General features: G+C 61.4%; 25 protein-coding genes. 14 read left to right on the top strand and 11 right to left on the bottom strand.

All coding sequences use genetic code 11. The annotated features are described in order from the left end of the window. Positions 1-564 precede the first annotated feature (564 nt). The 5 genes from FGL65_RS06505 to FGL65_RS06485 all read left to right on the top strand — a co-directional run bounded on the left by FGL65_RS06505 (position 565) and on the right by FGL65_RS06485 (position 4,974). Complete coding sequence (locus FGL65_RS06505; RefSeq protein ID WP_147820254.1) at positions 565-1,644, top strand: hypothetical protein; 1,080 nt, start codon at positions 565-567, stop codon at positions 1,642-1,644. After that, positions 1,645-1,911 (top strand): hypothetical protein, encoded by a 267-nt coding sequence (locus FGL65_RS06500; protein WP_147820252.1) that lies wholly within the window; start codon positions 1,645-1,647, stop codon positions 1,909-1,911. A gap of 296 nt (positions 1,912-2,207) precedes the next feature. Next, positions 2,208-3,077 (top strand): choline utilization transcriptional activator, encoded by an 870-nt coding sequence (locus tag FGL65_RS06495; protein WP_147820250.1) that lies wholly within the window; start codon positions 2,208-2,210, stop codon positions 3,075-3,077. Between the two features lie 152 nt (positions 3,078-3,229). After that, the gene (locus FGL65_RS06490) at positions 3,230-4,108 is read left to right on the top strand and encodes a metal ABC transporter solute-binding protein, Zn/Mn family (protein WP_147820248.1); all 879 of its coding nucleotides are present in this window, start codon (positions 3,230-3,232) and stop codon (positions 4,106-4,108) included. A gap of 44 nt (positions 4,109-4,152) precedes the next feature. Continuing rightward, positions 4,153-4,974, top strand: coding sequence for a substrate-binding periplasmic protein (locus tag FGL65_RS06485; protein WP_147820246.1), 822 nt, complete (start codon positions 4,153-4,155; stop codon positions 4,972-4,974). A gap of 138 nt (positions 4,975-5,112) precedes the next feature. Here the strand turns inward: FGL65_RS06485 and FGL65_RS06480 are convergent, their stop codons facing one another. The 3 genes from FGL65_RS06480 to FGL65_RS06470 all read right to left on the bottom strand — a co-directional run bounded on the left by FGL65_RS06480 (position 5,113) and on the right by FGL65_RS06470 (position 7,708). Further along, positions 5,113-6,777 carry an FAD-dependent oxidoreductase gene (locus FGL65_RS06480; protein WP_147820244.1) on the bottom strand — a complete coding sequence of 555 codons (1,665 nt, stop codon included), beginning with the start codon at positions 6,775-6,777 and terminating at the stop codon, positions 5,113-5,115. Positions 6,778-6,893: 116 nt separating this feature from the next. Further along, positions 6,894-7,352 carry a GNAT family N-acetyltransferase gene (locus FGL65_RS06475; protein WP_147820241.1) on the bottom strand — a complete coding sequence of 153 codons (459 nt, stop codon included), beginning with the start codon at positions 7,350-7,352 and terminating at the stop codon, positions 6,894-6,896. Beyond that, the gene (locus FGL65_RS06470) at positions 7,349-7,708 is read right to left on the bottom strand and encodes a hypothetical protein (protein WP_147820239.1); all 360 of its coding nucleotides are present in this window, start codon (positions 7,706-7,708) and stop codon (positions 7,349-7,351) included. The genes FGL65_RS06475 and FGL65_RS06470 overlap by 4 nt, the downstream gene beginning before the upstream one ends. 164 nt (positions 7,709-7,872) lie before the next feature. Here FGL65_RS06470 and FGL65_RS06465 point away from each other — a divergent pair, with 164 nt between their 5' ends. After that, positions 7,873-8,607, top strand: coding sequence for a copper homeostasis protein CutC (locus FGL65_RS06465; RefSeq protein ID WP_187170564.1), 735 nt, complete (start codon positions 7,873-7,875; stop codon positions 8,605-8,607). Between the two features lie 80 nt (positions 8,608-8,687). Here FGL65_RS06465 and FGL65_RS06460 read toward each other — a convergent pair whose 3' ends face one another. Next, positions 8,688-10,331, bottom strand: a complete 1,644-nt coding sequence (locus FGL65_RS06460) for a peptide MFS transporter (protein WP_147820235.1) — start codon at positions 10,329-10,331, stop codon at positions 8,688-8,690. A 358-nt stretch (positions 10,332-10,689) separates the two neighbouring features. On the opposite strand from FGL65_RS06460, the gene FGL65_RS06455 reads away from it, so the two are divergent. The 3 genes from FGL65_RS06455 (at position 10,690) to FGL65_RS06445 (ending at position 12,700) form a co-directional block, all read left to right on the top strand. Continuing rightward, the gene (locus FGL65_RS06455; protein ID WP_147820233.1) at positions 10,690-10,899 is read left to right on the top strand and encodes a hypothetical protein; all 210 of its coding nucleotides are present in this window, start codon (positions 10,690-10,692) and stop codon (positions 10,897-10,899) included. Continuing rightward, positions 10,896-11,747 (top strand): hypothetical protein, encoded by an 852-nt coding sequence (locus FGL65_RS06450; RefSeq protein ID WP_147820231.1) that lies wholly within the window; start codon positions 10,896-10,898, stop codon positions 11,745-11,747. Before FGL65_RS06455 ends, FGL65_RS06450 begins: the two co-directional genes overlap by 4 nt. Before the next feature lie 101 nt (positions 11,748-11,848). Continuing rightward, positions 11,849-12,700, top strand: coding sequence for a hypothetical protein (locus FGL65_RS06445; RefSeq protein ID WP_147820229.1), 852 nt, complete (start codon positions 11,849-11,851; stop codon positions 12,698-12,700). On the opposite strand, the gene FGL65_RS06440 is transcribed toward FGL65_RS06445, so the two are convergent. Together FGL65_RS06440 and FGL65_RS06435 are read right to left on the bottom strand one after the other, a co-directional pair. Further along, positions 12,618-13,457, bottom strand: coding sequence for a hypothetical protein (locus FGL65_RS06440; protein ID WP_147820226.1), 840 nt, complete (start codon positions 13,455-13,457; stop codon positions 12,618-12,620). The genes FGL65_RS06445 and FGL65_RS06440 overlap by 83 nt on opposite strands. Before the next feature lie 8 nt (positions 13,458-13,465). Then, positions 13,466-14,314, bottom strand: a complete 849-nt coding sequence (locus FGL65_RS06435; protein ID WP_147820224.1) for a TIGR02285 family protein — start codon at positions 14,312-14,314, stop codon at positions 13,466-13,468. Between the two features lie 164 nt (positions 14,315-14,478). Here FGL65_RS06435 and FGL65_RS06430 point away from each other — a divergent pair, with 164 nt between their 5' ends. From FGL65_RS06430 to argC, 3 genes are all read left to right on the top strand, one after another. Then, positions 14,479-15,330, top strand: a complete 852-nt coding sequence (locus FGL65_RS06430) for an NAD(P)-dependent oxidoreductase (protein WP_147820223.1) — start codon at positions 14,479-14,481, stop codon at positions 15,328-15,330. 143 nt (positions 15,331-15,473) lie between these two features. Further along, positions 15,474-15,761 (top strand): DUF1844 domain-containing protein, encoded by a 288-nt coding sequence (locus tag FGL65_RS06425; RefSeq protein ID WP_147820222.1) that lies wholly within the window; start codon positions 15,474-15,476, stop codon positions 15,759-15,761. A gap of 1 nt (position 15,762) precedes the next feature. Beyond that, on the top strand, positions 15,763-16,818 hold the full coding sequence (gene argC / locus FGL65_RS06420) for an N-acetyl-gamma-glutamyl-phosphate reductase (protein WP_147820221.1): 1,056 nt from the start codon (positions 15,763-15,765) through the stop codon (positions 16,816-16,818). 91 nt (positions 16,819-16,909) lie between these two features. On the opposite strand, the gene FGL65_RS06415 is transcribed toward argC, so the two are convergent. The 4 genes from FGL65_RS06415 to FGL65_RS06400 all read right to left on the bottom strand — a co-directional run bounded on the left by FGL65_RS06415 (position 16,910) and on the right by FGL65_RS06400 (position 23,523). Further along, complete coding sequence (locus FGL65_RS06415; RefSeq protein ID WP_147820220.1) at positions 16,910-19,981, bottom strand: efflux RND transporter permease subunit; 3,072 nt, start codon at positions 19,979-19,981, stop codon at positions 16,910-16,912. After that, a complete protein-coding gene (locus tag FGL65_RS06410; protein ID WP_147820219.1) occupies positions 19,981-21,114 on the bottom strand; it encodes an efflux RND transporter periplasmic adaptor subunit in 1,134 nt (377 codons plus the stop codon). The genes FGL65_RS06415 and FGL65_RS06410 overlap by 1 nt, the downstream gene beginning before the upstream one ends. A 132-nt stretch (positions 21,115-21,246) precedes the next feature. After that, entirely contained in the window at positions 21,247-23,076 is a 1,830-nt protein-coding gene (locus FGL65_RS06405; protein WP_147820218.1) for a bifunctional lysophospholipid acyltransferase family protein/GNAT family N-acetyltransferase, read from the bottom strand. A gap of 105 nt (positions 23,077-23,181) precedes the next feature. Continuing rightward, positions 23,182-23,523: a hypothetical protein gene (locus tag FGL65_RS06400; protein WP_147820217.1), complete on the bottom strand. Its 342-nt coding sequence runs from the start codon at positions 23,521-23,523 to the stop codon at positions 23,182-23,184. Between the two features lie 269 nt (positions 23,524-23,792). Here FGL65_RS06400 and groES point away from each other — a divergent pair, with 269 nt between their 5' ends. Further along, the gene (groES, locus tag FGL65_RS06395) at positions 23,793-24,080 is read left to right on the top strand and encodes a co-chaperone GroES (protein ID WP_147820216.1); all 288 of its coding nucleotides are present in this window, start codon (positions 23,793-23,795) and stop codon (positions 24,078-24,080) included. A 59-nt stretch (positions 24,081-24,139) separates the two neighbouring features. Further along, complete coding sequence (gene groL, locus FGL65_RS06390) at positions 24,140-25,783, top strand: chaperonin GroEL (RefSeq protein WP_147820215.1); 1,644 nt, start codon at positions 24,140-24,142, stop codon at positions 25,781-25,783. Positions 25,784-25,870: 87 nt separating this feature from the next. Here the strand turns inward: groL and FGL65_RS06385 are convergent, their stop codons facing one another. Next, positions 25,871-26,836: an ABC transporter substrate-binding protein gene (locus FGL65_RS06385; protein WP_147820214.1), complete on the bottom strand. Its 966-nt coding sequence runs from the start codon at positions 26,834-26,836 to the stop codon at positions 25,871-25,873. Positions 26,837-26,843 lie beyond the last annotated feature (7 nt).

Below are 26,843 nucleotides of genomic sequence, written 5' to 3'. Positions count from 1 at the left end.
TTTATTGGGAATCAATACTGGCAAGCACAGGTTTTCCGATATTGGCCCCGGGGGAAGGCTTGGTGGAGCAAAGACCTGGAGGGTCGGAAACGCTGCCAAGGTTCGACACGGGATAACAGTTTGTTTCCGTAACGTTTTTGTCATATTTCCCAGACGGGAACCCCGGTGCTTCCAAGGCCGCCCAATGCCCCGGCCCCGCTATCGCCTTGCCGATAGACTTGCATTCCCGGGCAAAAGGGGTATAGGGAGCCGTGCCTGAAAAACGCAAAAAAACGCCACACTGGACAGAAAACGGCAATACCGCCATTTCGAAGGACAAATCCCTGCTTCTCCCCCCGCTTTTCCGCTGATCCCAGGCATTGTTCGAAACAAGTGACAGTTTTCACATTGACCTTCCCCTTAAGGGAAGGGGTACATTTTCAATAGGGTCACCCTTCCCCCGCATGGGAAGGCTGCCCCGGCTCAAGTCTATAGGAGTGCTTCGCGTTCATTCTGACCTCTGGGCGCGAATGTATCGTGAGGAAGTGTTTACGTATTCATCTTTTAAAGTGTGAGGAGACGACCATGGGGAACGCATCCATTGCAGTGAACCCGGCAGCCGTCGCTGCAAAACAGAAGCTGGTTGCCAGCTTTAAGACCAAGGGCATTCTCATTGCCCTGATGTCCGGCCTGCTCTACGGTTTCTACACCGCCTTCATGACCCAGGGCATGTCCGAAGGCATCTGGCTGACCTGGTACGGCGCTGAATCCGGACTGTCCGCCTTTGCCGTGACCTACCTGCTCGCCGCACTCGGCGCAGCCACCACCGACACCTGTTCCGCCGTGTGGGCCCTGGGCTTCGCAACTTTCCGCGGCAGGCTCGGCGACTTTTTCCGCTCCATCAAGACCAAGCCCGGCCTGGTCATGGTCACCGCGGCCCTGATCGGCGGTCCGATCGCATCCACCTCCTACGTTGTCGGCCTGCAGCTGGCGGGCGCCATTGTCGGCCCCATCGCTGCCCTGTGCCCGGCAGTGGGCGCAATCCTGGGCCGCATCTGGTTCAAGCAGGAACTGAACTCCCGCATGCTGTTCGGTATCGCCATCTGCTTCGGCGCCTCCCTCATGATCGGCGCTGACGCCCTGAACGTGGAAGGCGGCACCAACCCGATGCTGGGCATCCTCTTCGGCTTCCTGGCCGCGGTTGCCTGGGGTATCGAAGGCTGCGTCTGCGGCTACGGCACCTCCATGATCGACCCGGAAATCGGCATCACCATCCGCCAGGTGACCTCCGGCCTTTCCAACCTGTTCATCCTCGTGCCCCTGTTCGGCCTGATCTCCGGTGCCGACACCGTTTCCATGGTCGCCCAGTCCTTCACCGACGCAGCGGCAATGCCCTGGTTCCTGGCAGCCGGCCTGGCCGCGTACCTGACCTTCATGTACTGGTACAAGGGCAACGCCATGTGCGGCGCCGCCCTGGGCATGGCCTGCAACGGAACCTTCTCCTTCTGGGTACCGTTCGTCTGCTGGCTCGTCCTCGGCGTCGCCATGGGCGGCGAAGGCTGGAACATGGCTCCCATCGCCTGGGCCGCAGCCGTGGTCATGGTCATCGGTATCTTCTTCATCTCCATGAACCCCATGGATCTCTTCAAAAAGCAGGAGGCATAAATGGTACCTCTTAACTACGCTATCCTGAAGCTGTTCACCAAGGTCGAAGAAGCCTGCGCAGACTGCGTCATCGACGCCCTCAAGGGACAGTACGGACACTACAAGGCCTTCAAGAAGCAGGCCATCATCGAAGCGCTCATGACCGCCGAAGCAAACGGCCTCATCGAGGAAACCCGCTTCGACCTGGACGGCAGCAACGAGCTGCGGGTGTACTACCGCGCCCACGAAGAAGGCGCGGCCACGATCAACAAGTACATCAGGGGCTAGGTTGACCGTTTAGGATCCTGAATATATAAGGGGAGCCGTTCCAAAAGGGACGCTCCCCTCTTTCTTGACAATCGCATAGGGTAGAAAGAGAAAAGAAAACTATACATCAATAGCGCTTAAGAGATATCGGTATCGATCGCCACGGCTAAGACTGCCACTTTCTTGTTTTTTCAGACAACATGGTGCATTCGGGCGGACTTCAGGCGTGCGATTCACAACCGAATGAAATCGTGCTTCGGCCAAAACCCGTGTGGGGCGGGCGGCCGAAAGCCTGAACGACCCAAGGGAGTGTGGCCATGAAAAATAAGACTCGTTATTTCATCGGAGATATGAGCAAGATCTGTAATATCTCGAAGAAGGCCCTTCGGTATTACGACAAAATCAATCTCATCCCGTCACAGCGGCACGACTACAACAACTACCGCTACTACACCTACGACGCGCTGCTCGCGGTTCCGGTCATCAAATATTACAAGCAGATGGGCTTCACCCTCGAAGAGATGAAGGAATTCATCGAGGGCCACGGCACCAACGTGTACCGTTCCATCCAGCGCTCGTTCCTGTCCAAGATCAAGGAACTGGAAGCCGAGCAGGAACTGATCCGCAGAAAATACGTTTCGGTCAAGGACTGGTACGACCTGATCCTGGAGGCGGAAACCGTCATCGACAACGACATCCGCGAGGTGTCGGTCAAGTATGTGGATACCTCCAAGCTCCTTTTCCTGGACCAGACCTATGAGAATGACATCAAGGATTCCATCATCAACATCGAGTTCACCAACTTCGTGGAATCCGTGGAAAACGAAATCACGGGCCCGGTGATCATCCAGTTCTCCTCCATGGAGGACAGGCTGGAGGACCGAGAGCAGCCCATCAAGATCCTGCAGAAGACCCTCATGCCCCTGCGCGAGGAAAACACCTTCCGCTTCGGCGGCCAGATGATGGTCTCCTGCTACCACATCGGCCCGCACGAGCAGATCCACGAGACCTACAAGAAGATCGCCCGCTGGGCCAAGGACAAGGGCTACGCCCTGAGCGACGAGGTCTACGAGCGGTACGTCACCGACTACTGGACCACCAGCAACGCGTCCAAGTACGTCACCGAGATACTCATCAAGGCCTCCCGCCCCGGAGCCAAGGAAAAAAGTGAGTCCCGGGTGCAGTAAGCCCGGAACACAGCAATACGAAAGGCCCGCATTTGCGGGCCTTTTTCTTTGGGCGGCCCAATGCGCAGGAAATATCCATTTCCTGCTGTCCTGTGCCTGAATTTGTGCTTATATGCCCTGAACCACAACGCATACATACAAGGAGCATGCATATGATTCGCCTACTGATCACGGCCCTGCTGGCCATTGCTCTCACTGCCGCCCCGGCCGCCGCCAAGGTCACCGCCGTGGTGGGCATCATGCCCGTGAAGTACTTCGTGGAACAGATCGGGGGCCAGGACGTGGAGGTCACGGCCCTGGTGGAGGCCGGAGCCGACCCGCACACCTATGAGCCCAAACCGAGCCAGATGCGGACCATTGCCAAGGCGGACGCGCTCTTCGCCATCGGCATCGGCCTGGAAAAGAACTGGATACCCCGCTTCAAAAGCGCCAATCCGAACCTGCGCGTCTTCCCCCTGGACAACGGCGTCAGCAAGGTTCCCATGCAGGCGCACGCCCACGACGAGGCCGAAGTGCACCACGAAGGGCATGGGCATCAGGGCCTGGACCCGCACATCTGGACCTCGCCGCTGCTGGTGAAACAGGTTGCCGGGAACATCCTGGCCGGGCTTGTCGAGATCGACCCCGGTAACGAGGCCGCCTACCGCAGGAACCATAACGCCTTCGTGGGCCGGGTGGACGCCCTGCATCAGGAGATCCAGAAGACACTCGCCGGGGTGCCGGAGCATGCCGAATTCATGGTCTACCATCCCGCCTGGGGCTATTTTGCCCGCACCTACCACCTGGTGCAAATTCCCGTGGAGAGCGAAGGCAAGGCCCCCGGCCCCCGGCAGCTCGGCGAACTCATCGAGCACGCCAGGGAGCACCACATCAAGGTCATCTTCGTGCAGCCGCAGCTCTCGGAGCGCTCGGCCCGCACCATTGCCGAGGCCATAGACGGGCAGGTGGTCAAGGCCGACCCCCTGGCATACGACTGGCCGGAGAACCTGCTGCGCGTGGCGGAAACCTTCCGAAAGGCGCTCGTGAAATAGTCGGCGCTGTGGACGCAGACCTCCACCATGGGGTATGGTGAGGCATGTTTGCGAAACTGCGAAGGGGGATCCCGGGCCTGTGCCTGCTGCTGCTTCTTGCCGCGCCCTGTCTGGCGCGCGCCGAGCAGCCCGTGGCGCGGGTGGTGACCCTGTTCGGGTACGCCCCCTATTGCTTCACCATCCCCGCCCTCAAGTCCGTCCACAGGGAGCTTCTCACCCCGGGCGAGGATTCCCTGCACTTCCAGGGATACAGCTGGGACATCATCCGCGAGGCCCTGCACCGGGCGGGGTTTTCCATAGAGCTGTCGGTGGCTCCCTGGAAGCGCGCCTACAGGGCGACAATGCAGGGCGAATACGACCTCCTTTTCCCGGCCACCAAGACGCCGTCGCGCGAGAAGATATTCACTTTCGGAAAAGTTCCGGTCAACGATTCAAGAGCCCTGCTCTACGTGCGCAAGGACAGCACGCTTGAGTGGGCCGGGCTGGACCGCCTTCCGTTCATGAACGTGGCCGTGCAGCGCGGATTCAGCTACGGCGACGAATGGGAAGCCATCCAGCCGGACCAGCTTCGCAAGTACGAGGTCAACAGCATCGAGCTGGGGTTCGGCATGCTGCTTTCCGGGCGCGTGCAGGCCTTTGCCGGGTACGAGGCCAACTGGGACTATGTGGCCCGCCAGATGGAGATTACGGACCAGCTCCGCAAGCTGCCGGTCTTTCACAATGGGCTGGAATACGCCATTGCCCGCAGGAGCGACCCGCAGGCCTGCCTCAAGCTGCGGGCGCTGGACCGCTCCATGCGGGAGATGCTGGAGGACGGCACCATTCGCGATCTGCGCGTCAAGTGGAAGCTGGCTCCTCTGGAATGAGAGAACGCCTTAGATGGGCAATGGTGATACTCCCCTTTGCAATCCCTGGACTTGTCGACAGAAACCGCCCGACGGCTCTGCAAGCCGTCGGGCGGTTTTGTTCACTATGTTTTGAAGGGTTGAAGGGGAGGGGAAGGTTTATTTCTTCCAATACGGATCGCTGAGATCCTCGAAGGCGGACATGGCGGCCACGGACCCTTCGCCGATGGCCGTGACGATCTGCTGCACGCCGCCGGTGATGTCGCCCGCCGCATAGATGCGCGGGATGTTGGTGCGCATGCCCGCATCCACCTGGACGTACCCCTGCGCGGTGAGGGTCAGTCCCACCATGCGGGCCAGCTCGGTGTTGGCGCGCTGGCCGATGGCGATGAACACACCGTCCACGGGCATTTCGGTGATGGCGTCGTCCTTGATGTTGCGCAGCTTCACGGCCGTGACATGCCCGTCCTCGCCCGTGATCTCCTCCACCATGGTATTCCAGATCACGGGAATGTTTTCGCGTTTCACGGAATCCTGCAGCCGTTTTTCGCCCCGGAAGGCGTCGCGGCGGTGCACCAGGGTCACGTCCACGCCCAGGTTCTTGAGATGCAGCGCATCGGTGAGCGCGGTATTGCCGCCACCCACGATGACCACCTTCTTTTTCTTGAACAGGTAGCCGTCGCAGGAAGCGCAGTAGTTGACGCCCTTGCCGAAAAATTCCTGTTCGCCGGGCGCGCCGAGCTGGCTCCAGGTCGCGCCCGTGGCGATGATCAGCCCCTGGGCCACATAGGCCCCCCGGTTGGTGAAGACCTCGATGTTGCGGCCGATCTTGACCTCCGAGACCTCCTCGCCCTCCATGATGTTCACGTATTCTCGGGCGTGCTGGCTCATGATGTCCATGAGCTGCTTGCCGGGCACGGTGGGGAAGCCGGGATAGTTCTCGACCATGGGCGTCAGCGCGACCTGGCCCCCGATAAGCCCCTTTTCCAAGACAACGGCGCGCAGGCCCGCGCGCTCGGCGTAAATGCCCGCGGTAAGCCCGGCAGGCCCCGCACCCACGATGACGACATCGACCTCGGCTGCGGCCTCGTGCCCGCCGCCGGGGTGCGCGCCCATTTCGTGGGCCAGTTGTTCCGCGTCCTTGAGGGTGGCCATCTCGATGACGAACCGTTCCTCGGGCATGTAGCCCAGCATGGTGTGGCGGCCGTCATCGGGCCCGAAGATTTCCGTATGGGGCACGGAGCCGACCTTGAAATGCATAGACAGCTCGGGGTTCTCGCCGGTCTCCACACACCGGACGCGAACGAGTTCTGGCCGTTCCACGGCGGCGCGCACCGCATTGATGACCTGGCCCGGGCAGTAGGGACAGGTGGGATTGACGAACACCTGGACCGTGCGTTCCTCGTCCAGCTCGGCCATGATGCCGCGCGATGTCCCGGAAAGGCCGCTCTGACCCAGGGAGACCAGGAACAGGGCCGTGAGAAAGGACTTGCCCTCCTCGCCCAGGGGAGCGCCCATGAAACGGATGTCATAGGTGTCCCGGTTGAACATGATCACGGGCGAGGTCTCCACGCCCAGGGCTTCCGCCTCGGGGCTTTCCAGGTCGAAATGCTCCACGGTGATCTTGTCGCTCAACCGGACCAGGTCGCCCAGGAACTTGTCCACATATTCGTTGAAGGGATCGTTCTCGCCTTCCTGGTTGAACACGCTCAGGGTGACCGTTCCCTTGAGGTCCTTGAAATGCTCCTCCAGCTGCTTGCGCGCCTCCTCGGGCAGGAACCAGCCGTCGTCCTTCCTGTTCTGCTGCTCGTACTGCGGATTCATGGAAGCTCCTTCACATAGTGGTATGGATGGGTGCAGGCCATAAAAAGACAGGCAAAGGACCACTTCGCCTGTCTTCATTATGCACGCTGAAAAAAAAGAATCAAGGACGGATCAGATCAACCCAGGTCCAGCCGCATGGGCGTATAGCGAATGCCGTTCTTTTCCTGCTCCGTATCCGTGGCCGTGAAGCCGAGATGCTCGTACACCTGCACGGAATTGGGCGACGAGTTGACGGTCAGGTGATCCGGGCCGTTGCACAGGGCAATGGCCTCGCGCAGCAGGGCCGACCCGGTCCCCTTGCCCTGATGCTCCCCGTCCACGAAGAAAAAGCAGATATGGCTTTCCTCGCGGACCTCGATCATGCCCACGGGCTCGTAGTCCATCTCGGCCAGGAGGATCATGTTTCCCTCCTCGGCCCGCTCGGCCAGCGCTTCGGGGCTGGCGTACTTGCGGAATTCCGCCACACCGCTTCCGGGGTATCCAGGGGCCACATACTTCATGAAAACTTTGAGCACCAGTTCGCTTACCTGCCCCTCCTCGCCAGCGAACATGCTCCGGATTCGAACGTCGTTCATACCTGTTCTTTCGCTTTGTGCTTCTTGGTGACTCGATTCAATGATTCCTGGACCTTGGACACGTCGAGCATCATGGCCAGGCCCTCGGCCGCCGCCTTGACGTCAAAGGGCTTTTCCCGCTGGGTAACGCACAGGACAGGGACGCCCTTGGGACTGGTGGAATAGTAGAGATGGCGCTCCACCACAGGGTCCTCGTCCGTAAGGATCATGGCGCCGGTATCCTTGAAAAAGACGCTGGCGAATTCGTACTCGTATTCGCTCCACTGGTAGAGAATCTCTTCCTTGTTCTCTGGCCAGCCCCCCAGGGTCTTGTTCTTCCAGTTGCACCCTTCAAAAAGATCCTTGAGCTTGCTCATAAACACTCCCAGCCGGGAAAGGTTTCATGTTTCTCCACCTGTTAGCATGAAACCGGGGAGATATTCAATTGACCAAATTAACTCAAAATAGTGGGTTTCGGACACGGGCATCTGGTATGCAGGCGAAACGCTTTTCATCATCCACGCAACCGCAGGAGCCGAACATGATCACTTTGGAAGTCTGCCTCGACAATATCGAATCCGTACGCACCGTGGCCGCGTCCGGCGGCATCGACCGCCTGGAGCTGTGCGCCGCCCTGGCCCTGGGCGGGCTTTCCCCGTCCCCGGCCCTGGTCCGGTATGCGGCGCAAGAAACCGGCATGGGGCTGCACGCCATGATCCGCCCCCGGCCCGGCGATTTCTGCTTTGACGACGCCGACGTGGCGGCCATGGTGGACGAGGTGGGGTATTACGCGGACCTGGGCGCGCACGGCGTGGTCATCGGCGTGCTGGACGATTCGTTCCGCGTCAACGCCCTGGCCACGGAAAAGCTCTGCAAGGCCGCCAAGGCGCGCGACCTGGAAGTGACCTTCCATCGCGCCGTGGACTTTGCCAGGGATTACGATGCCGCCGTCGAAACCCTCATCGACCTGGGCGTGGACCGCATCCTGACCTCGGGACAGGCCGATACCGCCCTCAAGGGAACCGAAGGCATCAGCCGGATCATGCAGCGCCATGGCGACCGGATTTCCATCATGGCCGGAAGCGGCGTTTCCCCGGACAACGCGGCCTGGATCGTGGAGCAGACCGGCGTGCGCGACCTGCATTTCTCGGCCTCGGGCAAGCGCAACCGCTTTTCCGGGACCAGACTCTCCCTGGGCGGTTCGTCCTCGGACCTGGAATACCAGGTCACGGACAAGGGCAAGCTGGAAAAGATCAAGGCCTTGTTCGGCAGATAAGGGCCGATCGCAAAAAAGCCCCCGACAGCGTATGCGGCCGGGGGCTTTTGCTTATATTATTGATATATCCGCGGGGCAGCCTAATTCTGCTTGCCCGGGAAACGGTCTGCGGACTCGAGTTCCTCTTCGAGCTCCTCCACCACGTCCTTCTCGAAGACCATGGTGGCTCCCTCGTGCATGCCCTTGCGCAGCAGCGGGGAGACGAGCAGCACGAACACGCCGATGCCGCAGGCCAGGAAACCGACCTTGCTGTAGACTTCCACGTAGTTGGCCTTGGCCAGCTCCATGTTCTCGAACACGCTGCCGCCGTCCACGGAGCCGGTCATGCTGGCGATGAGGCCCGCTATGTAGTTGGCAAAGGAGGTGGCCAGGAACCAGACGCCCATCATCATGCCCACGATGCGGGCGGGAGAGAGCTTGGTGATCATGGACAGGCCCACCGGGCTGAGGCAGAGCTCGCCCATGGTGTGCAGCAGGTAGAGCAGCACGATCCAGTAGGCGCCGACCAGGGCGGTGGACGAACCCGAGAACTTGATGCCCGCCACCAGAGCCAGGAAGCCGATACCCACGAGCAGGATGCCCATGGAGAACTTCACCGGGGTGCTGGGCTCCAGGCCGCGCTTGCCCAGGGTCACCCAGACCCAGCCGAACACCGGACCCAGCAGGATGATGAAGATGGGGTTCAGGGACTGGAACATGGACGCCGGAATGCCGGCGCGGTCCACGGCGCGGTCCGTGAACAGGCTCAAGGAAGACCCGGCCTGCTCGAACAGGGCGAAAAAGACCACGGAGAAGAAAATCAGGGCCGCGGCCACGAACAGGCGGTCGCGCTCCACCGGGTCACACTTCTTCAGGGCGTAGATGATGACGGAACCGATCATGACAAAGCTAAAGAGCAGCAGGATGACGCCCACCGGAGTGAACTCGCCCCAGACCGAGCCCACGATCTGGTCCATGCGCAGCAGGATGAAGCTCAGGCCCACCAGACCGAAACCGGCCAGGTACACCCAGATCTCGCGGCTCAGGCCCATGACCTTTTCGGCCAGGCGGCGCGGGTCGCGGGGTTCGCCGGTGAAGCCCAGGTGCTTGCGGCCCATGGAGAAGGTGGCCAGGCCGAGCAGCATGCCGACACCGGCAGCGCCGAAACCGTAGGACCAGCCGTAGGTTTCGCCGAGCCAGCCACACAGCAGCGAGGAAACCAGCGCCCCCATGTTGATGCCCATGTAGAAAATGGTGAACCCGCCGTCGCGGCGTGCGTCGCCCTGCTTGTACAGGCCGCCCACCATGGTGGAGATGTTGGCCTTGAGGAAGCCGACACCCGTGGCGATGAAGGCCAGGCTCAGGAAGAAGGTCTGCAGGTGGAAGCCGCTGCGAACGAGCACCTCGCCGTCGATGATGCTCGGCGGGCCCTCGAAGGCCATGCCGAAGTGGCCCAGCACCAGCAGTAGCGCGCCATAGGTCACCGCCTTGCGGGGGCCAAGGTATTTGTCGGAGAGGATGCCGCCGAGAACCGGCATCAGATAGACGAGCGCGGTGTATGCGCCGTAGATCAGGCTGGCTTCGCCGTCACGAAACAGGAAGTGCTTCGTGAGGTAGAAAATGAGCAGCGCGCGCATTCCATAGTAGGAAAAGCGCTCCCACATTTCGGTTGCAAACAATATGAACAGGCCTTTCGGGTGGCCCAGAAAAGTTTCCGAGTTTGCATTAGGTACTGATGTAGCCATGCTCTCCTCGCTTTATTATGGATGCAGCGGTGAAACAGCACGACACGACACCAGAACAGCAGCTCAACCCTATTTCCGGCAGTATTCCGAAAGGTTGCACCAGAACCATTTTTCTTTTCGTACCAATCACTCTTACACCCTGTTGAAAGATGGCCCTCTCTATGCAACAAAATTTCATTTTTTGCAAATTTTTGTTTCATTTTTGAACGAATGGTCATTTTTGCAATTGTTTTTTGATAAAATCGTAAAATACCAACACATATTAGGAGCCGAATCAATATGGAGACACGCTGCTCCGAACAAGAATCGGCGCGGAATTATAAAGCACACCCAAAACACGGCATGCTATACAGGAAGCATGAAACTCAAGGACATCCTGTTCGGCAACTCCGGAAGATTCGCCCTGGCCGCACTGGGCTACGGGCTGCTGGCCTTTTTCCTGCTGGAATGGCGCTACACCACACTCACGGACCAGACAGCGGGACGGCTTGCCGCCGGGATAGGTGTGGCCGGGGCCGCCGTCACATGGGGGGTGGCCCGGATCCTGAAACGGAGGCGCGGCCAATGAAGTGGAGAGACAGAATACCCTGGATAGCCCTGCTGATGCTGGCGGCGGCCATCATGATTCCCCACGGCACCGACAGGTTCCGGGAATTCCTGGGCGGGATTCATCTTTCTTGGGAAGACGGCAGGGACGAACACGCCGCGAAAAACGGCCACGAAGGGCCTTCGGCACCCGCGGAATCGGCCAACGGCCATGAATCCGCAACACCCGGAGAAAGGCCCGAGGGACACGTGCGAAACGCCCTGCCCGGCCTGGGCTGCGAACATCCCGGCTACGGCATGTACACATACGTGCTCTACCGCTGGGATACCCGGAACTGCGCCTCGAAAACGGGATGCGAAAAGCTGAAGCTGCTCTTCTCCTATCTCGGGAACGTCCGGCCGGGCGAGGACATGGCCGACCGGGACCCGGCCCGCCTCAACTCCTTCTACGTTCCGGTCGTCACCACCGAGGAAGGTCACGCCCTTTCCCTGGAAACCTACGACCACCGTCTGGCGGACCGTATTCTCAGGAAATTCGCCGACGCGGTGAAGGCCCGGGACCCGGAACTGGCCGCGCACCTCGCGGACGATGAAAGCCCGGGGCCGTTCCTGGTATCCACGCTGCGGCCCATCAACGAGCTGGCCGGACTTCAGGGGGAATTTCCCATGCTCTATGTGGACCTCGGCAACGAGGAACTGGAATGCATCCCCGAGTACTACAAGGCCTACAGGCAAAGCCTCGAGGACAAATATTTCGGAAGCGTGGAACAGTTCAAATCCCTGGAACTGGCCCTGCTCAATGCCGGGCTGCACGCCCTGCGGGCCTGCCGCATCGTCTACGGCAACGTGCTGGCTCTGGTGGGGAATTGACGGCGTTCACACATTCTCACACTCTTTAACACTCCTTAATTGGACAAACCTTTTGGGCAGGCCCTAGAAATGTGGTCATGAACCAACCCCGAGGAGGATTCATGCCCACATCACGACCTATGTTGCTGTTCACGACCATGTTCCTGGCCCTGCTTGCCCTGCTCCCGGTTCCGGGGCTGGCCGCGGATACGGGGAATGCCATCTCCTTTTCCTATCGCCTTACGGCCGGGGGGCAGGAGTTCGGCACACTGCAAGTATGGCGAACTCCTGCCATCCATGAAGGACTGGAGGTTCTGGCGGAACGGAAATCCATGGCCATACGCCAAGCGGGCAACCACCAGATCACGAGCAACGAGAATGCTCTCTTTTCCCGGGACGGCAGTCTCTGGCAATACGATGCGCAGTTGAAAGCGGAAGACACATATGCCATTCGGGTGCGCCGCCGCCAAGGTGACCTCGACATCCACTTCAAGGAAAACGGGAAAACAATCCTTGAAAGCGCCCTCAAGGCGGACGCTATGGACTTCACCAGCCAATACCTGCCCCTGGACACAATCTCCCCGGCTAAGCCAGTCGACTACCGCATGTTCAGCCTGGGGGAACTGGAGGTGGTGCGAACAATACTGCGAAAGGAGGGGGACGAGACCGTCAGGATCGCGGACATGGCCTTCCCCTGTGTGATTCTCGAGCAGGATACCGGTTCGGCCAAAAGCCGAAAATGGATGACTCGGGATGACAACGGATACTGGTTTATGGTCAGGGAAATAATCAGGTCCGAAGACGAAAACTATGAAGTCGTTCTGACCGAATACAAATTTCCGAATAGAGGGAACCACCGACTGTCTCCTCCAGCCGTCCCGGCCATTCCAGTCACTCCACACCGCTCCAGCCGGACACATGACGAAGCACGTCCTTTTGCGAGCCCTTGTCCACCCATTCCAGGTAGTGATTAAGGAAGACCCCACGCATGCCGCCATCCAGCAGCCGGTTGATCTCGGCCACGGCCCTGCGGCCCTCCGGGGAATCCGAACAGCCCATGTACATGTCCACCAGCTGTTCCCCCTTGATGGGAAAGCTGACCACATCCTCAAGGATGTTCTGCGTTTTCTTGTAGTACAGGGCCTCGTGCACGTAGGCCACCAGCACGTCCACACGCCCGGCGAAAAGCTGCCGCGCGCCGAGCACGGACTTGGGCAGGAACGCGACGTTCTTGAATGGCTTGGCCGCCTCCAGCTGGGTATCGATGAACTCGCCATAGGCCCGGCCGTTGATGAGCCCCACCAAGAGATTGGAGTCGCGCATGAGCCGCGCAAGGTCCACGCCTTCCTCGGAAAGATAGGGAAGGACCATGCCCTCGTTGCCCGCCACCACCAGCACCCGGTTGGGAACAAGCCCCATGATGGCGTCGCTGTAATGCACGTACTGATCCCGTTTCTTCTGGTACAGCAGGGTCATGTTGCAGGTATTGGGAGTCTCGCTGATCAATTCCAGGGTCCGGGCTACGCTGCACACGAAGACATGATGCTCGAACCCCTTCATGACCGGCAGGAAGTCGGCCAGAAACTTGTCCGCGTAACCCTGGTCCTTGAGCGGATCGCGCACGATGTTGATGGGCGGCATGTCCAGCCGCGTCCAATGAAGTTTGTCCTCAGCGCACACGGGATGCGCGAAGGCGGCCACCGCCGCAATGAACAAAAGAAAGAATCTCACTCTCCACATCATTCCACCCCCGGCCAACCGGCCACATGGTCCCGGACCTTCTGGCGCGCATCCTCGTCCGCCCATTCGAGATACGACCTCAGGTAGACGCCGCGAAGCCCGCCATCCAGCAGCCGGTTGATTTCCGTAACTGCCTCCCGGCCCAGTCTTGAATCCGAACAGCCAACGTGCGCGTTGATCAGCGTTTCTCCGATAATGGGGAAGCTCTTTATTTCCGCATCGATTCTAAATGTGCGCATGTAGTAGACCACCTCGTGGGCGTAGGCCAGAAGCGCATCCAGGCGTTTGCCCAGGAGCTGCCGGACCCCGAGCGTGGACTGGGCAAACCACTGCACGGTGCTCATGTCCTCCGCCTGCTCCAGATGCCTGTCGATGTAGTGCCCATAGGACCGGCCATACAGCACCCCCACCGAAAGGCCGGATTCCCGCAGCAGCCTGCCGAGATCCACCCCCTGTTCGGTCAGAAAGGGTTTCACGAGATCGATATTCTCGGAAAGAACGAGAAGGCGGTTGGGCATGAGCCCGATGATGGGCTCGCTGTAGTGCACGAACTCGTCCCGATCCTCGGTATACAGCAGCACGGCGTTGCAGGTGTTGGTCGTCTTGAACATGGCCTCCAGTGTCCGGGCGATGTTGCATTCCATCGTCCTGTGCGCATACCCGTCCATGGCCGCAAACAGGGCGTCCTGGAACTTGTCCACGTACCCCGTGCCCTTGAGCGGTTCGCTGAGGATGTACATGGGCGGCGCATCAAAGCAGCACCAGACGAGTTCCTTCTCGTCCGCCCGCGCCAAGGCCGCAAAAACGACCCCGACCAGCAAAACGGCAACCAGCATCGTTCTCGGCATCCGACTCCCCTGTCTGGATGAATGAGTCCATGCCACCACAATACCCCAGAAGGCCCGTGCGCTTAAGCATTGATTGCAAAATATCACGCCCCGGATTCCGGGCACCTTGCCACTTCACCTCTTGGCCGTTTTTCTGGTAGAAAAGGCAAAACAAGGAAGTGCTTATGAACATCGGATTCATCGGACTGGGCATCATGGGCCAGCCCATGGCCGCCAACCTGCTCGCAGCCGGCTACAGCCTCACGGTCTACAACCGCGCGCCCGGCAGGGACAAGCAACTGGTCAAGGACGGGGCCGAGCGCACCGACGACATTCGCAAACTGGCCAAGGCCAGCGACGTGGTCATTGCCATGGTGCCGGACCACGAGGCCGTGGACGCCATCCTCTTCGGGGTCCGGGGCATCATCCGCGAGCTGGAAGGCAAGATATTCGTGAACATGAGCACCGTACTGCCCGAATACTCCAAGAAGCTGGGACGCAAGCTCAAGCTCAAGGGAGTGGACTTCGTGGACGCCCCGGTATCCGGTTCACGCCAGCCCGCCGAGGCGGGCGAGCTGGTGATCCTGGCCGCAGGCCAGGACGAAACCCTCAAACTCCTGGATCCGATCTTCTCGGTGCTGGGCAAAAAGACCATCCACTGCGGCGACCCGGGACAGGGCTCCATGATGAAGGTGGCCGTCAACCTGCTGGCCGGGGTCATGATGGAAGGCCTCTCCGAGGCGGTCCGCTTCGGCATCGAGGGCAACCTCAAGCGCGATTCCATCTTCGAGGCGATCCTTTCCGGCCCCATGAGCTGCGAGATATTTTCGGACAAGAAGGACATGTTCCTGCGCGGCAAGTTCCCGGGCCAGTTCCCGTTCCGCCAGATGTCCAAGGACCTCAACCTTGTTTCCGAAACCGCGGAAAAGCTGGCCACGGACTTCCCCTGCGCCACGGCCGCGGGCATCCAGTACAACCACGGCATGTCCGAAGGGCTGGGCGACGAGGACTTCGCCGCCGTGTTCAAGCTGCTCTAGCCGGCAAAGCAGTCCTGTCCGGCCCCGGAGGCATTGCCTTGCCGCCGGGGCCGATCCTTTTGCATTCCGGGCCATTGACTCCGGAGCCCGCACGCCTTAACACTTTCTGAATACCCGTGACGAATCCACAAGGAGATACCCGCATGGCCGATTGCAAAGAAAACCCCATGAAGGACATGCCCCTTCCGGAAATGAGTTTTTCCACCTTCATCTACTCCCTGAGCTCCTCCGCCATGGTGGCCCTGGGCGAAGCCCCGGACCCCTCCAGCGGCAAGATCGAATTCCAGCCGCACCTGGCCAAGCACACCATAGACGTGCTCGGCATGCTGCAGCAGAAATTCGAGAAGGGCCTGGACGACAACGAAAGCAAGCTGCTCTGCGACCTGCTCTACAGCCTGCGCATGAGCTACGTGAACAAGGCCGGGAAATAAGATGGGCAAGACCTTTACCGCAGGCCTCGTGGGCGTCACCGGCTACACGGGCATGGAACTGGCGCGGCTCATGACCCAGCATCCGTCCATGGAACTGGTGCGGGCCACCTCGCGCTCGGAGGCCGGGAAAACACTGGCCGAAATCTATCCCTTTCTCAACGGCATCAAGATAGGCGAACTGGTCATCACCCAGCCGGACGCCCGCGAACTGGCCGAGGCCTGCGACATCGTCTTCCTGGCCGTGCCGCACAAGACGGCCATGGAGATCGCCGACGACCTGCTCAAGGAAGGCGTCAAGGTGGTGGACCTTTCCGCGGACTTCCGCATTGAGGACAAGGCCACATACGAGCACTGGTACGCCACCGAGCACACCCGGTCCGAACTGCTGGCCGAGGCCGTCTACGGCCTGCCCGAGCTTTACGAGGACAAGATCAGGGACGCGCGGCTCATCGCCAACCCGGGCTGCTACCCCACCTCGGCCATACTGGGCCTGGCCCCGGCCCTGAAAAACAATTTCGTCTCCACCGAGGACATCGTCATCGACTCCAAGTCCGGCACCTCGGGCGCGGGCCGGGGAGCCAAGGTGGGCACCCTGTTCTGCGAGGTCCACGACTCCTTCAAGGCCTACGGCCTGCCCACGCACCGGCACACCCCGGAGATCGAGCAGGAGGTTTCCAAGCTGGCGGGCGCGGACGTCACCCTGTCCTTCAGCACCCACCTGCTGCCCATCGACCGGGGCATCCTGTCCACCATCTACACCAAGCTCGCCGGGGACGCGGACCTGGACGCCATCCACGCGGCCTACACGAAATTCTACGCGGGCAAGCCCCATGTGCGCGTGCTGCCCAAGGGCCAGCTTCCCGAGACCCGTTTCGTGCGCGGCACCATCTTCTGCGACATCGGTCTGGTGGTGGACCCGCGCACCCACCGGCTGGTCATTGTTTCGGCCATCGACAACCTCTGCAGGGGCGCTTCCGGCCAGGCGCTGGCCAACGCCAACCTCATGTGCGGGCTGCCCCTTGCCACCGGGCTGCCCACGGCGCCCATGATGCCCTAGACGACAGACGCGAAACGGCACCGGATTTCCGGTGCCGTTTTTTTTCGCCTGACGATCGCCGACGATTGTCGTTCTTCCGCCTTCCCCTTTCCTAGACGGCCTGTTCCGGCTCTTCCTCCGCATGGCCGAAGCTGCGGTCCAGCCACGACTGCAGATCGTCCATGTAGGTATAGAACACCGGGGTCAGGTACAGGGTGACCACCTGGGACAGGGCCAGCCCTCCCACCACTGCAAGGCCCAGGGGACGGCGGGCCTCGGCCCCGGCCCCCATGCCCAGGGCGATGGGCAGCGCGCCCATGATGGCCGCAAGCGTGGTCATCATGATGGGCCGGAAGCGGATGATCGCTCCGTTGAAGGCGGCCTCTTCCGGGGACACGCCCTTCTTTTCCTCGGCAATGGCGAAGTCCACCACCATGATGGAGTTCTTCTTGACGATGCCGATGAGCATGATCAGGCCCACCATGCCGTAGAGGTCGAGATCATACCCGAAGACCAGCAGGGTGAGCAGCCCGCCCATGGCCGCCGAGGGCAGCCCGGAAAGGATGGTCACGGGGTGGATGAACGATTCATAGAGCGAGCCGAGCAGGATGTAGATGGCCACGATGGCGATGAACAGCAGGAAGAACAGGCTGTTCATGGATTCGGCAAAGGCGCCGGCCGCCCCCTCGAACATGGTGCTGATCGTATCCGGCAGCTTTTCTTTGGCCATGCCGGCCACGACCTGGGTGATCTGGTCCATGGAGGTGCCCGGGACCCCGCTGAAGGAATAGGATACGGACTCGAGCTGGCCCGTGTGGTTGATGGTCTGCGGCCCCACCCCCTCCTCGATGGAGCACACGGCGTCCAGCCGCACCAGGTCCCCGGAATCCGCGCGCACGTAAAGCATGTGCAGGGCGTCCATGTTGACCTGGAATTCGGGCTTGAGCTGCATGATGACCTTGTACTCGTCGATGGAGGCATAGATGGTGGAAACCTTGCGCTCTCCAAAGGCCGTGAACAGGGCGTTCTCGATCTCGCTGACGCTCACCCCAAGGCTGGAGGCCATGTCGCGGTCGATGTTGATTTCCACCTGCGGACTGCTGACCTGCAGATCGCTGGTCACGCCCATGAGCAGATTGTTGCCCCGCAGCTCTTCCTCGAAGGCCTCGGCGCTCTTGTACAGCTGTTTCGAATCCGCAGAAAGCAGCGTGAACAGGTAGTCGCCCTTGGCCTGCTTGCCGCCGATCTGGATCATGGGCGGGTTGACCAGATAGCAGGCCATGCCCGGCACCGAGTTGGACGGCCCGCGCAGGGCCGCAATGGTTTCGTCCACGCCCGTCTTCCTCTGGCTTTGGGGCTTGAGGATGCCGATGGCCATGCCCTGGTTGCTCTCGGGCACGCCGATGATCTGGATCTGGCCCTCCATGGCCGGCTGGCCCGCGAACATGGGTATGAGCTGTTTCTGCTTCTTTTCCATGGCGGCGTAGGAAATACCCTGCCGCGCCTGCACAAAGCCCATGAAAAAGCCCTGGTCGTCGCTGGGCAGGAACCCCTTGGGCACCACCACGAACAAAAAGACCGTGAGCCCGAGCAGCCCGAAGGAGGCCATGAGGGTGGTGAACCGGTGCTTGATGCAGAAATGCAGGGACGCCTTGTACTTGCCGAGCAGCCAGTCAAAGAGGGCGTCGGACTCGGCCAGCCTGCTCCGCGAGCGCAGCAGCCGGCTGGAAAGCATGGGCGTGAGCGACAGGGAGACCACCCCGGACACGAGGATGGCCGCGGTGATGGTGGTTGCGAACTCGTGCAGCACGCGGCCCACGATCCCGGCCATGAACATGATGGGCACGAAGACGATGGCCAGGGACAGGGTCATGGAGATGATGGTGAAGCCGATCTCGCTGGCCCCGTCGCGGGCGGCCTGCATGGGGGATTTGCCCATCTCCAGGTGGCGCACGATGTTCTCGATCATGACGATGGCGTCGTCCACCACAAAGCCCACGGCCAGGGTCAGGGCCATGAGCGAAAAGGTATCCAGGGTGAATCCCATCTCGTACATGACCGCAAAGGTGGCCACGATGGAAAACGGGATGGCCACCGAGGAGATGAAGGTGCTGGCGATGTTGCGCAGGAACACGAAGACCACCAGGATGACCAGGGCCACGGCAAGGCCCAGGGTGAATTTCACGTCCTGCACCGACTCCTCGATGAATTCGCTGGCGTCGTGCACGATATCCATCCTGATGGAGGCCGGAAGCTGGGACTGGATCCACGGCAGCTTGGCGCGAATGTCCTCCACGATGCGGATGGTGTTGGAACCGGGTTGGCGCTTGACCGCGATGGTCAGGTTGCCCTTGGTGTTGTGCCAGGAGCTGAACCGCTCGTCCTCCACCCCGTCCTCCACCACGCCCAGGTCGATGAGCCGCACGGGCTGGCCGTTCCTGTAGGAGACGATGAGATCCCTGTACTCATCGGCATGGTAGAGCTGGCCGTCCGCATCCACGGTGAGGTTCTGCTCGGTGCCCTCCAGGGAGCCCAGGGGCAGGTTCTGGTTGGCCGCGCCCACTGCCTCGCGCACCTCGTCGATGCCCAGCCCGCGCGAAGCCAGCTCCATGGGGTTGAGCCGGATGCGCACGGCATACTTCTTTTCGCCGTAGATGAGCACCTGGGCCACGCCCGGGATCATGGAAATGGTCTGGGTCAGGAAGGTCTTGGCGTAGTCGTTCACCGTGGAAAGCGGCAGGGCGTCCGAACGCAGGGAAATGTACAGGATGGGGCTGTCCGCCGGGTTGACCTTCTGGAAACTGGGCTTGTCGTCCATTTCCGGGGGCAGGTCGCCCTCGGCGCGGGAAATGGCCGCCTGCACGTCCATGGCCGCGTCGTCGATGTTGCGGTCCAGGTCGAAGACCAGGGTGATGGTGCTGCTGCCCAGGGCGTTCACCGAGCTCATGGACTGAAGCCCGGCAATGGACGAGAACTCACGCTCCATGGGCGAGGCCACGCTGGCGGCCATGACCTTGGGGCTGGCCCCGGAAAAGGTGGCCGTGACCTGGATGGCCGGGAACTCCACGGCGGGCAGGTAGCTCACGGGCATGCCCAGGTATGCCACGATGCCGAAGAACAGGAGCCCGAGCATGACCAGGGTGGTCATGACCGGCCGCTTGATGAACAGTTCGGTGGCCTGCATCAGGAAGCACCTCCAGCCTTGGCGGCTTCACCCTTTTCCACCTCGCGCACCGGGGTCCCCGGCGCAAGCATGAACATGCCCTCGGTGATCACCCTGTCCCCTTCGGCCAGTCCCTTGGTGATGATCACGTCATCATCCTTGCGCATGTCCACCACCACCGGCTTCATGGCGGCCTTGGCCCCGTCGGCCACGAACAGGTAGGTGCCGTCCGGCCCCTTCTGCACGGCCTGGGCCGGAATCACGTAGGTGCCGGATTGGGAGCCCAGCACCAGGGTCACCTCCACGAACTGGCCGGGCCAGAGCCGCTCGTCCGCATTGGAGAACCGGGCCTTGAGGTCGATCATGCCCGTGGCCGTGTTGATCCAGTTGTCCACGAAGGTGAGCTCCCCCTTGGACGGGGTGTGGTCCTTGCCCGGGGGCACGGCGTAGGCGACCAGGCTTTCGTTCACGTCGTGGCTGCGCACCTGGGTCAGGTAGCGGCCCGGGATGGAAAAGACCACGTCCACGGGCTCCACGGTCTTGATTACCACCAGGTCGCTCTGCTCGGCCGTGACCAGGTTGCCCTCGTCCAGCCGGGTGCTCCCGGCAATGCCGTCGATGGGCGCGGTGACCTTGGTCAGCTTGAGGTTGCGCCCGGCAATGCCCGCCTGGGCCAGGTCCGCCTCCATGGCGCGCTGGGCCGCCTCGTAGGCGGTCCTTTTCTGCTCGAATTCATCCTTGGAGACCGCGTCCTGGGCGTAGAGCGCCTTAAAGCGCAAAAATTCCTTGCGGGCCTGCTCGGCCTGGGCCCTGTCGCGGGCCACGTCGGCCTGGGCACCCTGCTCCGAGAAGGCGTAGCTTTCCGGGTCGATGGTGTAGAGCACCTGGCCGACCTCGACCCTGTCGCCGTCCAGAAAATGGATGCGCAGGATCTGTCCCGTGACCTGGGACTGGAGGGTCACGGAGTTGGAGGCCTTGACCGTGCCCACGGCCTTGAGCACCCGTTCGGAATCCACGGCCCTGGCCTGGATCAGGGTCACGGGCACAGGCGGCCGTTCCTGTTTGGGAGGCTCCCCGGTGCAGCCGGGAAGTGCGAGTACGGCAAAAAGAGACAGGCAAAATCCGGCAAGACGAATGTGACGCAGTGCGGCCATGGTCCCCCCAGGCAGGATAGAGTATTGAAAGATACTCCCCTGTTACCGCGCCGCAGGAATCGGGGCAATGATTAGCTGCGAAAAAAAGGCCCGCTTCCGGGAAACGGGCCGTGGGGTTCGCGGAGTGGCAGCCTAGGCCGCCGGCTGCAGGGAGGTCAGGCCCGGCCCAGACGGCGCGGGACGATGGTGGGCCAGGAAGGCGCAGGCCTCCGGCCTGCCCATGAACCTGGCCAGGATCTTGGGGTCGGTGTTGCGCAGGTCCACCAGGATCAGGCCGTCCATGCAGTTGCCGAAGTCCGGGTCCACGTTGAATCCCAGAATCTTGCCGCCCAGCTTGAGATACTGCTTGAGCAGCACCGGGATGGACTTGCCCTTTTCCACGTCCCCCACCAGGGTGGCGATGTCGTCGGGGTCGCTGAACGCGGCCTCGGGCACGCGGAGGTCGAGCTTCCTGAGACTCTTTATCTTGGGCGGCAGCTTGGGACGCACCTGCCCGGCCATGGTTTCCAGGGAGCTGTGGCGCTCCAGAAAGTTGACGATGAGTTCATGGGAAAGATGCGAGTAATCGCCGGAAACGCTCACGCAGCCGAACAGGGTGGCGTAGCGGGGATTGCGGGTCACGAACGCGGCGATGCCCTTCCAGAGCAGGAGCAGGGGCTGGTAGCTGCGCTGGTACTTCTCGGTGATGAACGAGCGGCCCATTTCCAGAGCGGGCTGCACGTTCTCGATGACGCCCGGCTCGAAGTCGAACAGGGACGCGCAATACAGCCCCCGGACGCCGTAGCGGGCAATGACCCTGTCGGCCATGGCGAAGCGGTAGGCCCCGGCCACCTCGCGCTCCTCGTGGTTCCAGAGCACCAGATGGTTGTAATAGTCGTCGTACTTGTCGATATCCAGGGGCTTGCCCGTGCCCTCGCCCACGGCGCGGAAGGTCTTTTCGCGCAGCATGCCGATCTCGCGCATGAGGCGGGGGATGCGCTCGGCCCGGGCCTGAAAGACCGTGAACCGGCCCGAGGTGAGCAGGATGTTCTCGTCCGGCAGGGCGGCCACCTCGCTGGCCAGGATGTGCCTGGGCCGGGAATTGGCCAGGGGCTCGAGCATCCGTTCCCGGGGCTTGATGAACCTGTCGCGCTTGCGCTCCTTTTCCCTGCGCAGCACATGGGTGCGGAAGCGCAGGTAGTCCACCATCTCCCTGTCGCCCGCAAAGGAAGCCAGCTTCTCGGGCGGGATCACGCTGCCCAGGGTCACGGTGATGGGCGTCCTGGAACGCTTGAGATTCTCATGGGGCAGGAGCACGGTGCGCAGCCTCGGGTGCACCAGGCCCGCGGCCTGAAAAAGCGCGCTGTTGCGGCCCTGGAAGAACACGGGCAGCACCGGCACCCCGGTCTTGCGGGCAATGCCCGCCACCGTGGCGCTCCACTCGGGGTCGGCCACCATGCGCCGGTGCACCGCCAGGCTGGAGACCTCGCCCGCAGGGAACACGCCCAGCAGGCCACCCCCCTTGAGCCAGCGCATGGTCTCCTTGAGGCCCGCGATGTTGGCCTTGGCCGAACCGGCCGATCCAAAGGGATCCACGGCAATGAGGTGCTCGCGCATTTCCGGGATCGCGCCCAGCAGGAAGTTGGCCATGACCTTGACGTCGGGCCGCACCTGCCGGAGCAGCTTGACCAGCAGCAGGCCCTCCACCGCGCCAAAGGGGTGGTTGGCCACCACCATAAGCGGCCCCTCCCGGGGGATACGCTCCAGGGGCTGCCCTTCCAGCTCGTAGCTGATGCCGAGCCGCTTCAGGGCGCGGTCGATGAAGTCGCCCTCCAGCTCGCCGGCCTCGGCGTACATGCGATTCAGGGTCTCGAAGCGAAGAATCTTGGCGAGGGGCTTGGCGACCAGGGAAAAAAGGGCCTTCCGGAGCGGATCGCCATAGGGCGGCTCCAGATGGAAAACCTGTCTCGGGCACTGCGACATACACACCTCCGTGGCATTGTTGCCGGGAAGCATAGCACTCCCCTGCAACAACTCCGGCGAAGGTTTGTTACGGTGTGTCAAGCGCCGGTGACAAAATGCCCCGCCCTACTGGATCACGCGGGTATGGTCGCGCAGGGCCCAGAGGTCCTTGGGGATGGGCAGGCAGAAACTGGTATCCGGCATGTCCGTGCACATGACCAGCCCGCCGGAGCTTTCGATCCAGTAGACCCGGTCCACGAACATGGCCACGGCCTGGTCCAGGGTCAGCTTGTCCGGATTGGAGCCGGGCATGTAGCGGCTCAGGACCGTCCGGGCCGCGCTGGCCACCATGCGGGCGCCGGCGGGTGTCAAAGCCACGTCCCGGTAATCCAGGGCGTGCATCATGGTTCTCTGTCCCTCAATGCTGATGGGCACCGAAACGTCTGCATCATACGGAAATCCACTCATGGCGACCTCCTGTCATGATTTTACCGTTTTTTCCCTTGCCCGAAAACTTTGCAATATGCGGGCCGCGGCTTATCGACGCGCCTTGATAAAGAAATGAAAAAAATTTCAGCTCTCCTGTTGACAGGTTGGGCATGGTGTTTATGTTCTGACGAGCTTTCCGGCGGCACCCCCGAAAACGGGCTCTGTCCGCCACCCGGTCCGCCCGGCGGACACCCGGGATACTGGACTGGAACACACAAAAATTAGATTCACTCTGGAGGTATAGAGGAATGAAACTGAAACCGCTCAATGACCGCGTACTGGTGAAACGTCTCGAGGTTGAAGAAATGACCGCAGGCGGCATCATCATCCCCGACTCCGCCAAGGAAAAGCCCATGAAGGGCGAAGTCGTGGCCGCTGGTCCCGGCAAGCTGGACGACAACGGAAAGCGCGTCGCCATGACCGTCAAGGATGGAGACACTGTCCTGTTCGCCAAATATGCAGGCACCGAGATCAAGATCGACGGCGTCGAGCATCTCGTCATGCGCGAAGACGACATCCTGGCCGTTGTCGAATAGGCAGCGACTTCTTTCATACTGAATTCGAATTTCACTCAACCCATTAAGGAGATACGAACATGGCCAAAGAAATTCTTTTCGATGCCAAAGCCCGCGAAAAGCTGAAATCCGGCGTTGACAAACTTGCCAACGCCGTCAAGGTCACCCTCGGTCCCAAGGGCCGCAACGTCGTCATCGAGAAGTCCTTCGGCTCTCCGGTGATCACCAAGGACGGCGTGACCGTCGCCAAGGAAATCGAACTGGAAGACAAGTTCGAGAACATGGGCGCACAGATGGTCAAGGAAGTCGCTTCCAAAACCTCCGACGTTGCCGGCGACGGCACCACCACCGCCACCGTGCTGGCCCAGTCCATCTTCACCGAAGGCGTGAAGCTCGTGGCCGCCGGCCGCAACCCCATGGCCATCAAGCGCGGCATCGACAAGGCCGTGGAAGCCATCACCGAAGAACTGGGCAAGCTGGCCAAGGACACCCGCGACCAGAAGGAAATCGCCCAGGTCGGCACCATCTCCGCCAACAACGACGCCACCATCGGCAACATCATCGCCGAAGCCATGAACAAGGTCGGCAAGGAAGGCGTCATCACCGTTGAGGAAGCCAAGGGCCTCGAAACCACCCTGGACGTCGTGGAAGGCATGCAGTTCGACCGCGGCTACCTCTCTCCCTACTTCGTGACCAATGCAGACCGCATGACCTGCGAAATGGAAGAGCCCCTGATCCTCATCAGCGAAAAGAAAGTCACCAACATGAAAGAGCTCCTGCCCGTTCTCGAGCAGGTCGCCAAAATGTCCAAGCCGCTGCTTATCATCGCCGAAGACATCGAAGGCGAAGCACTGGCCACCCTCGTGGTCAACAAGCTGCGCGGCACCCTGAACGTTTCCGCCGTCAAGGCTCCGGGCTTCGGCGAACGCCGCAAGGCCATGCTGAAGGACATCGCCACCCTGACCGGCGGCCAGGTCGTTTCCGAAGACCTGGGCATCAAGATGGAATCCCTGACCGTCACCGACCTGGGTTCCGCCAAGCGCGTCGTTATCGACAAGGACAACACCACCATCGTTGACGGCGCCGGCTCCGCCGACGAAATCAAGGCCCGCATCGCCCAGATCCGCGCCGAGATCAACGAATCCTCTTCCGACTACGACCGTGAAAAGCTGCAGGAACGCCTGGCCAAGATCGTTGGCGGCGTGGCCGTCATCAATGTCGGCGCTGCAACCGAAACCGAAATGAAGGAAAAGAAAGCCCGCGTGGAAGACGCCCTGAACGCCACCCGCGCAGCCGTTGAAGAAGGCATCGTGCCCGGCGGCGGCGTTGCCCTCGCCCGCGCCTCCAAGGCCGTGGAAAAGGTCAAGCCCGCTGACGACGACGAAGCCGCAGGCATCTCCATCGTCGCCCGCGCCGTGGAAGAGCCGCTGCGCCAGATCTCCGGCAACGCCGGTTTCGAAGGCTCCGTGGTTGTCGAAAAGGTCAAGGGAGGCAAGGGCGGCTTCGGCTTCAACGCAGCCACCTCCGAATACGAAGACCTGATCAAGGCCGGTGTCATCGATCCCAAGAAGGTCACCCGCACCGCCCTGCAGAACGCCGCATCCGTGTCCGGTCTGCTGCTGACCACCGAGTGCGCCATCGCTGAAAAGCCCGAACCCAAGGACGCTGCTCCGGCTATGCCCGGCGGCATGGGTGGCATGGGCGGCATGGGTGGCATGTACTAAGCCATTCACGCCTACCAAGCGAAATAATGAAGCCCCGGCCAGCAATGGTCGGGGCTTTTTATATTGTCTGCAACCTGAGGGTCGCGGCTATTGCATCAGCGCATCGCTCCACTGCCGGAATATCTGCGGATACTCAAGCACGCTGGAGTCGCCGTAGAACGGCAGGTTGAACACGTTCCCATTCTTGATGGCCGGAATCTCCGCCAGGGATGGATTGCGCTTCACGGCCATGCGCAGGGCCATCTGCACGGCATAGCCGTCGCCCGTGGCCACGATCACGTCCGGGCAGGCCTTTTCCAGCCCGCCGAGCCTTCCGCCCGAAACATGCCCCTTGGCGACGTGCATGGTGTCGGTGATCATGGCCCCCGCCGCGTTTTCGCAGCCCAGCGGCCCCAGGATGTACTGGTCCGAATAGCCGCCCGGGGCCTCGATGCGCACAAAGCACTTGCCCGTGGTCTCGGAATAGTTGCCGTTGAGCACCAGCACCCGCCTGTTCAGCCCGGACTTGGGCATGGCGGCCTCCACCTTCTTCATGGCCGCTTCATAGGCGGCGGCCACTTCCCGCCCGCGCTCCTCGCGACCCAGCAGGGCGGCGGCCTCATGAATGGCCGGGACAACCCCCTTGGTGAAATCCACGTATTCAATGGTCACGCCCGGCACGTCCTTAACCAGTTCGGCCACGTCGCACGGGTCCACCTTGTTCATGTACAGGCAGAATTTGGCGCTCTTTTCCAGAATCAGCCGGGTCACGCCATGCTCCTTCATGTACTTGGCCACGGTATCCGGCGCCTTCCTGGTCACCCGGTTGGGGCAGCCGAGCAGCTGGGTGCCCAGCCGGAACGCCGGGGCCTTGGGCCACATGGAGGCGCGCACGGACATGGCCTCGGGAATCACGCCCAGACGCAGGGCCACGTCCACCAGCCTGTCGCCCACCATGACGGCCCTGATCCGTTCCGGGGCCTTGGCCGGGGTCGCGGAAACGCCGGAAAGGGAGAACATGGCCGCCAGGCAGCCCAGGCAAAGAACCAACAACAATACACGTATCTTTTTCATGAGAATG

This window comes from Salidesulfovibrio onnuriiensis (assembly GCF_008001235.1).
GTDB lineage: Bacteria > Desulfobacterota > Desulfovibrionia > Desulfovibrionales > Desulfovibrionaceae > Pseudodesulfovibrio > Pseudodesulfovibrio onnuriiensis.
This window is presented reverse-complemented; position numbering and strand designations above follow the sequence as displayed.

Excerpts from the sequence above, each read along its gene's own strand:
- FGL65_RS06505 (WP_147820254.1), top strand. The coding sequence starts at position 565 with ATGGGGAACGCATCCATTGCAGTGAACCCGGCAGCCGTCGCTGCAAAA.
- FGL65_RS06500 (WP_147820252.1), top strand. The coding sequence starts at position 1,645 with ATGGTACCTCTTAACTACGCTATCCTGAAGCTGTTCACCAAGGTCGAA.
- FGL65_RS06495 (WP_147820250.1), top strand. The coding sequence starts at position 2,208 with ATGAAAAATAAGACTCGTTATTTCATCGGAGATATGAGCAAGATCTGT.
- FGL65_RS06490 (WP_147820248.1), top strand. The coding sequence starts at position 3,230 with ATGATTCGCCTACTGATCACGGCCCTGCTGGCCATTGCTCTCACTGCC.
- FGL65_RS06485 (WP_147820246.1), top strand. The coding sequence starts at position 4,153 with ATGTTTGCGAAACTGCGAAGGGGGATCCCGGGCCTGTGCCTGCTGCTG.
- FGL65_RS06480 (WP_147820244.1), bottom strand. The coding sequence starts at position 6,777 with ATGAATCCGCAGTACGAGCAGCAGAACAGGAAGGACGACGGCTGGTTC.
- FGL65_RS06475 (WP_147820241.1), bottom strand. The coding sequence starts at position 7,352 with ATGAACGACGTTCGAATCCGGAGCATGTTCGCTGGCGAGGAGGGGCAG.
- FGL65_RS06470 (WP_147820239.1), bottom strand. The coding sequence starts at position 7,708 with ATGAGCAAGCTCAAGGATCTTTTTGAAGGGTGCAACTGGAAGAACAAG.
- FGL65_RS06465 (WP_187170564.1), top strand. The coding sequence starts at position 7,873 with ATGATCACTTTGGAAGTCTGCCTCGACAATATCGAATCCGTACGCACC.
- FGL65_RS06460 (WP_147820235.1), bottom strand. The coding sequence starts at position 10,331 with ATGGCTACATCAGTACCTAATGCAAACTCGGAAACTTTTCTGGGCCAC.
- FGL65_RS06455 (WP_147820233.1), top strand. The coding sequence starts at position 10,690 with ATGAAACTCAAGGACATCCTGTTCGGCAACTCCGGAAGATTCGCCCTG.
- FGL65_RS06450 (WP_147820231.1), top strand. The coding sequence starts at position 10,896 with ATGAAGTGGAGAGACAGAATACCCTGGATAGCCCTGCTGATGCTGGCG.
- FGL65_RS06445 (WP_147820229.1), top strand. The coding sequence starts at position 11,849 with ATGCCCACATCACGACCTATGTTGCTGTTCACGACCATGTTCCTGGCC.
- FGL65_RS06435 (WP_147820224.1), bottom strand. The coding sequence starts at position 14,314 with ATGCCGAGAACGATGCTGGTTGCCGTTTTGCTGGTCGGGGTCGTTTTT.
- FGL65_RS06430 (WP_147820223.1), top strand. The coding sequence starts at position 14,479 with ATGAACATCGGATTCATCGGACTGGGCATCATGGGCCAGCCCATGGCC.
- FGL65_RS06425 (WP_147820222.1), top strand. The coding sequence starts at position 15,474 with ATGGCCGATTGCAAAGAAAACCCCATGAAGGACATGCCCCTTCCGGAA.
- argC (WP_147820221.1), top strand. The coding sequence starts at position 15,763 with ATGGGCAAGACCTTTACCGCAGGCCTCGTGGGCGTCACCGGCTACACG.
- FGL65_RS06415 (WP_147820220.1), bottom strand. The coding sequence starts at position 19,981 with ATGCAGGCCACCGAACTGTTCATCAAGCGGCCGGTCATGACCACCCTG.
- FGL65_RS06410 (WP_147820219.1), bottom strand. The coding sequence starts at position 21,114 with ATGGCCGCACTGCGTCACATTCGTCTTGCCGGATTTTGCCTGTCTCTT.
- FGL65_RS06405 (WP_147820218.1), bottom strand. The coding sequence starts at position 23,076 with ATGTCGCAGTGCCCGAGACAGGTTTTCCATCTGGAGCCGCCCTATGGC.
- FGL65_RS06400 (WP_147820217.1), bottom strand. The coding sequence starts at position 23,523 with ATGAGTGGATTTCCGTATGATGCAGACGTTTCGGTGCCCATCAGCATT.
- groES (WP_147820216.1), top strand. The coding sequence starts at position 23,793 with ATGAAACTGAAACCGCTCAATGACCGCGTACTGGTGAAACGTCTCGAG.
- groL (WP_147820215.1), top strand. The coding sequence starts at position 24,140 with ATGGCCAAAGAAATTCTTTTCGATGCCAAAGCCCGCGAAAAGCTGAAA.
- FGL65_RS06385 (WP_147820214.1), bottom strand. The coding sequence starts at position 26,836 with ATGAAAAAGATACGTGTATTGTTGTTGGTTCTTTGCCTGGGCTGCCTG.